Annotated in this window: 4 protein-coding genes; all 4 read left to right on the forward strand. The window is 59.4% G+C overall.

The window, feature by feature from the left end; translation table 11 throughout:
* Window positions 1-706 precede the first annotated feature (706 nt).
* The 4 genes from EN939_RS21325 to EN939_RS21340 all read left to right on the forward strand — a co-directional run bounded on the left by EN939_RS21325 (window position 707) and on the right by EN939_RS21340 (window position 4,652).
* A complete protein-coding gene (locus EN939_RS21325; RefSeq protein ID WP_127269550.1) occupies window positions 707-1,858 on the forward strand; it encodes an HlyD family secretion protein in 1,152 nt (383 codons plus the stop codon).
* Window positions 1,855-3,420: a DHA2 family efflux MFS transporter permease subunit gene (locus EN939_RS21330; RefSeq protein ID WP_127269551.1), complete on the forward strand. Its 1,566-nt coding sequence runs from the start codon at window positions 1,855-1,857 to the stop codon at window positions 3,418-3,420. Before EN939_RS21325 ends, EN939_RS21330 begins: the two co-directional genes overlap by 4 nt.
* A gap of 293 nt (window positions 3,421-3,713) precedes the next feature.
* Window positions 3,714-4,154 carry a nuclear transport factor 2 family protein gene (locus EN939_RS21335; RefSeq protein WP_127269552.1) on the forward strand — a complete coding sequence of 147 codons (441 nt, stop codon included), beginning with the start codon at window positions 3,714-3,716 and terminating at the stop codon, window positions 4,152-4,154.
* Between the two features lie 9 nt (window positions 4,155-4,163).
* The gene (locus EN939_RS21340) at window positions 4,164-4,652 is read left to right on the forward strand and encodes a Gfo/Idh/MocA family oxidoreductase (RefSeq protein ID WP_127269553.1); all 489 of its coding nucleotides are present in this window, start codon (window positions 4,164-4,166) and stop codon (window positions 4,650-4,652) included.
* Window positions 4,653-4,767: the final 115 nt, after the last annotated feature.

Consider the following 4,767-nt stretch of genomic DNA (forward strand, 5'->3'; position numbering starts at 1 on the left):
ACCTGGACCCGCCAATGAACTCGGCGCGCCTAAGAAGGCGACGATTCTGCTGCTCCTGATACCCTCCGCCGTAGGATCTCAATTGAGAATGGGGAGTCTGCCGTTCCTTATTGAAGCCGCCCCGCCGGAGGGGAAAGTCCGGAAATACGGTATGAGATATCGGTCGTCGTTCTCGCCGAGATGCGCAATCCATGACCTCACGTCTGGCATCGCTGGACGCAAGTATGATTTCGCTCAGTCGACGGCAAATACACTCTTGCGGCGCTTCCTCCCAAAGCGTGGGCCGCAAGGAGTACGACGATGCCAAACGTACGACATGTTTGGATAACAATTGCCTGGGCCGCGCTGTTAGCGGCAGGCTCGGGTTTGGCGGCCTTGGCTCATGACGGCGGCCACATTAGTGGCGGCCAAGGAGAGGGCTACGGTCACCGCCACAGTGACGAAGGACATGACGCGGGAGGGCCAAATGACCCTTCAAAGGCCGGGAGCATCGGCGGTCGCTGCCGGCGATCAGTTCTCAGAATGCTGATCTCATTGAGGCGAGAATTCCATCACCTGCAGAGGTGTGCGGCCAGTCGGGAGAACCAACTCGATACAGCGGTCGCCGAGGTCTTCCTGCGAGAATCGCTTCTTTGAATGTAACGAGACGAACCAGCATTGGTCCGGGCGCGCCCCGGATGGGCCGGCCTCCCCGGCAGGAGGAATCATGAATATCAATCATCCCGGCAAACCGGAGACGGAGGTCGTAGCATTGACCTTACCGCGTGCCAAAGAGGGGAGATTTGTCCGCGCGCTCCGCATCGTCGCATTTGGCGTTGCTGCCCTATCTGCGTTGTCCGCCGCTGCGTATGCCGGCCGGCAGTATTGGACGGTCTGGCGTTTCGAGGAATCGACCGACGATGCCTATGTGGAGGCCCACATCGTGCCAGTTGCACCTCAAGTCGCCGGCTACCTCGCCACTGTGCTGGTCGCAGACAATCAGAAGGTCAAGGCGGGCGACGTGTTGGCGACCATCGATCCGCGCAGCTTCAAGGCAGCCGTCGATGAGGCGAAGGCAGACGTCGCCGAGGCGAAGGCGAAAATCGTGAGCATCGACGCCCAGTTGGCAGAGCAGCGCGCCCTCATCGACGAGGCGGATGCCACCCTAAAGGCCGACCAGGCCACGGAGGTCTATGCCGCGCAAAATGACGAACGCTTCGAAACGCTTGCCAAGGGGGGATATGGCTCCGTCCAGAATGCACAGCAGGCAGCATCCCAGATCGGCGCCGCGAACGCATTGGTCGCGAAGGACAAGGCAGCCCTGGAGGCGGTGCGGCGAGAGGTCGGCACTCTCGCGGCCCAGCTTGATGAAGCAAATGCTGCTCTGCAGCACAACCAAGGAGCACTCGAGGAGGCAGAACTGAACCTAGGCTACACGGTTTTGCGGGCGCCCAGCGAAGGCGTTGTCGGTATGCGCCAGTTGCGGGTGGGCCTCTACGTCCAGCCTGGCATGCAACTACTTGCGGTAGTCCCGCTCGACGGTATCTATGTGGTCGCCAACTACAAAGAAACCCAGCTCTCCGAGGTCACTTCGGGCCAGAAGGTCAGGATCGACGTTGATGCTTTCGCCGACACCCCCGTAAGGGGCATCGTTGACAGCATCGCGCCGGCCAGCGGCCAAGAGTTCTCGCTCCTGCCCCCCGACAATGCCACCGGAAATTTCACGAAGATCGTTCAGCGGATCCCCGTCAAGATCGCAATAGACCGGGATGATCCTCTCGCAGGGTTGCTCCTGCCCGGAATGTCAGTCACCGCCACGATCACCGTTAGCCAACCGCCGCCAGATACAGAGCATGGCAGGTCTCGAAACCAGCCATGACCGAGACCCTACCGATGACATCGCATCGCGACAGGGAGGGTGCGACTTTCCGCGATTGGATCTGCATTTTCGGATGCATGCTCGGCGCGTTGATCGCTGTGCTGGACATCCAGATCACCAATTCCTCGCTTCCGGAGATCGAGGGCGGGATTGGTACGGGCTCCGACAACGGAACGTGGATATCCACCTCCTATCTCATCGGAGAAATCATCATGATCCCGCTGACGGATTTCTTCACGCGAGTGTTTTCGTTCCGCAGGTTTCTGCTCGGCAGCACCTGCCTGTTCCTCCTCTTTTCAGTCGCGTGCGCTTTCACGACAAGCCTCGGGCAGATGATCGTCCTCAGGGGTTTTCAGGGCTTCGCCGGCGGCGTGATGATCCCAATGGCATTCACCCGCGTGCTGACGTCCTTGCCACAACGCCAGCGGCCGGTTGGCTTGGCAGCATTTGCGCTCACGGCCACTTTTGGGCCTGCGATCGGACCGACTATCGGCGGTTACCTCACCCAGCACTATGGCTGGGAGTTTATCTTCTTCGTCAATCTCGTGCCGGGAGTCCTGATGCTCGGCCTGCTTTTTCCAACCCTCGAGCGGGAGAGGATGAACCTTTCGCTGTTGAAGGAGGGGGATTGGTATGGCATCGCCTTCATGATTGTTGGGCTTTCCTGCCTCCAGACCGTGCTCGACGAGGGCAACAAGAATGGCTGGTTTGGCTCGCCGCTCATCGTTCATCTATCGATCGTTGCCGTCGTCGCCCTTGCGGTCTTTGTCGCCATAGAGCTGACCGTTGATAGGCCTGCCGTTCAACTGCGGGTGCTCGTCCACCGTAACTTCGCGCTCGGAACCCTAGCCAACATGCTGGTCGGCGTCGCGCTGTTTGGCTCGGTCTATGTGCTCCCGGCCTATCTGAGCCAAGTCCAAGGGTACAATTCCGAGCAGATTGGTATGGTGTTGGCCTGGGTCGGGCTGCCCCAACTGGTAATTATTCCGTTCGTTCCCTGGTTGCAGAAGCATTTGAGCGCACGTGCAATCGTCTGCGCCGGGCTCGCGATCTTTGCAGCGAGCTGTTTCATGAACACGCATCTTAACGTGAATGATGGCAGCGATCAGTTCGTGACCACGAATTTCATCCGTGCATTCGGCCAGGCCATCGTCCTTGCTCCGCTTGCCGGTATTGTGATGGTCGGCATACCTAGCGAACTCTCCGGTGCGGCGTCCGGGGTTCTCAATATGATGCGCAGCCTCGGTGGGGCGCTGGGAACGGCCATGCTGGCAACACTGATCACCAGGCGGGAGCAATTCCATTCCAACATTATCGGGCAGTCTGTCACGCCCTACAGCGAGCCCACCGAGCAGTTCATATCTCGAATGACGGAATACATTATGTCGCGCGGTGTCTCAGACGAGAGTCTAGCACGCCACCAGGCGGAGGCCTTTCTCGGGAAGCTCATCGCGCAGCAGTCCCTGATCATGGCCTTCTCCGACACGTTCTACGTCCTTGGCATCATCTTGCTGGTGGCGGCGGTGGCGGTGCTGTTCACCCGGAGCCGTAGTCCAATGTGACAGGGTGCCGGGAGATCGACCTTCCCGCAGCTTCCGTCGCCGCGGTAGCCCGACAGGCCGAAGACGTCGTCTGGCTAGTGAATTCTCGTGTTGAACTGAAGTCGATTGCCACGGCCCGGAGGCCGACGAGCGTCATCGACGCATCCAGCTGCCTGCCAGTCATCCCTATGAATACTGGAACAGCCAAACCACAGAGCGAGCCGGACTGTACCTTCAGACGACCAGATCGGCCGATCTGACAGCTAATCGCGTGGGTCTCCCCCGACTTACATGCATCTAAAAGGAGTAGAGCAATGAATCCCCAACTGACTGACATCGAACAGGTCCGACGTGCCAAGGCGAGATACTGCCGTTTCGTCGATACCCGAGACCTGGAACAATTCGCCTCCCTTTTAGAGCCGACAGTCGAGGTTCGGGTCTTCAGCACCGAAGGCGAGCTCATCGCAAGCTTCGATGATCGCGAGAGCTATATGGACGCCATGCGGAGCTACATTCAAGGTTCGCACTCGATCCACCAGCTTCACAACGACGAAATCGATCAGATTTCGCAAACGGAGATCACCGCCATTTGGTCGATGGAGGACGTGCTTGTCTTTCCTGGAGCGGCCGCCGGTCTTCCGGCTCGGATCAAGGGCTACGGACATTATCATGAGCTATGGCGACTTGGCCCCTACGGTTGGCGTCTCGCGCGCATGACGCTTCGCCGGACGATCTTCGAAGTCACCAACGCGTAGGAGGCGATCATGGTTGGAAATCCGATTCATGTCGGAATTATCGGAGTGCACCCCGACAATGGCTGGCCGACGATCGCACACAAGGCGGCGGATGAAAGGCTGCTCGAATATCGCGTCACCACCATCAGCAGCAACCGGGTGGAGGTAATAAAGGTTGCAGCCGAGGGATTTGGCATCCCACATGCCGATACGAACGAGACGCTCGTCAATGATCCGGGCGTAGGTGTCGTCGTCGCGGTCACGGTGACGCAGCACAGGGAACTCGCAATCCGATTGCTCGAAGCAGGCAAGATCGTCTTCTGCGAGTGGCCTCCGGAGGCCTACGGTGCCACACGCCTTCAGGAAGTGCCATCGCCGAGCGTGGGCCTGAGTTCCCCGCGTCCCGTCTCCGACTTGAGGAACAACGCCCGCCTCGCACAGACCTTGGACGGCGCGGTTGACCTCCAGAGTCTAATCAATGCGATCGAATGTAGCGAGGGGGAGGCGGTCGATGTCTGAGACGATGCTGGCGCTTATAATGACGCGAGCGGGCGGACCCGAGGTCATGGAAACGCGCGAGATCGCCCGGCCGCGCATTGCGAACGATACGGATATTCTGGTTCGCGTGATGGCG

The sequence above is a fragment of the Mesorhizobium sp. M7A.F.Ca.CA.002.05.1.1 genome, assembly GCF_003998335.1.
Classification (GTDB): Bacteria; Pseudomonadota; Alphaproteobacteria; order Rhizobiales; family Rhizobiaceae; genus Mesorhizobium.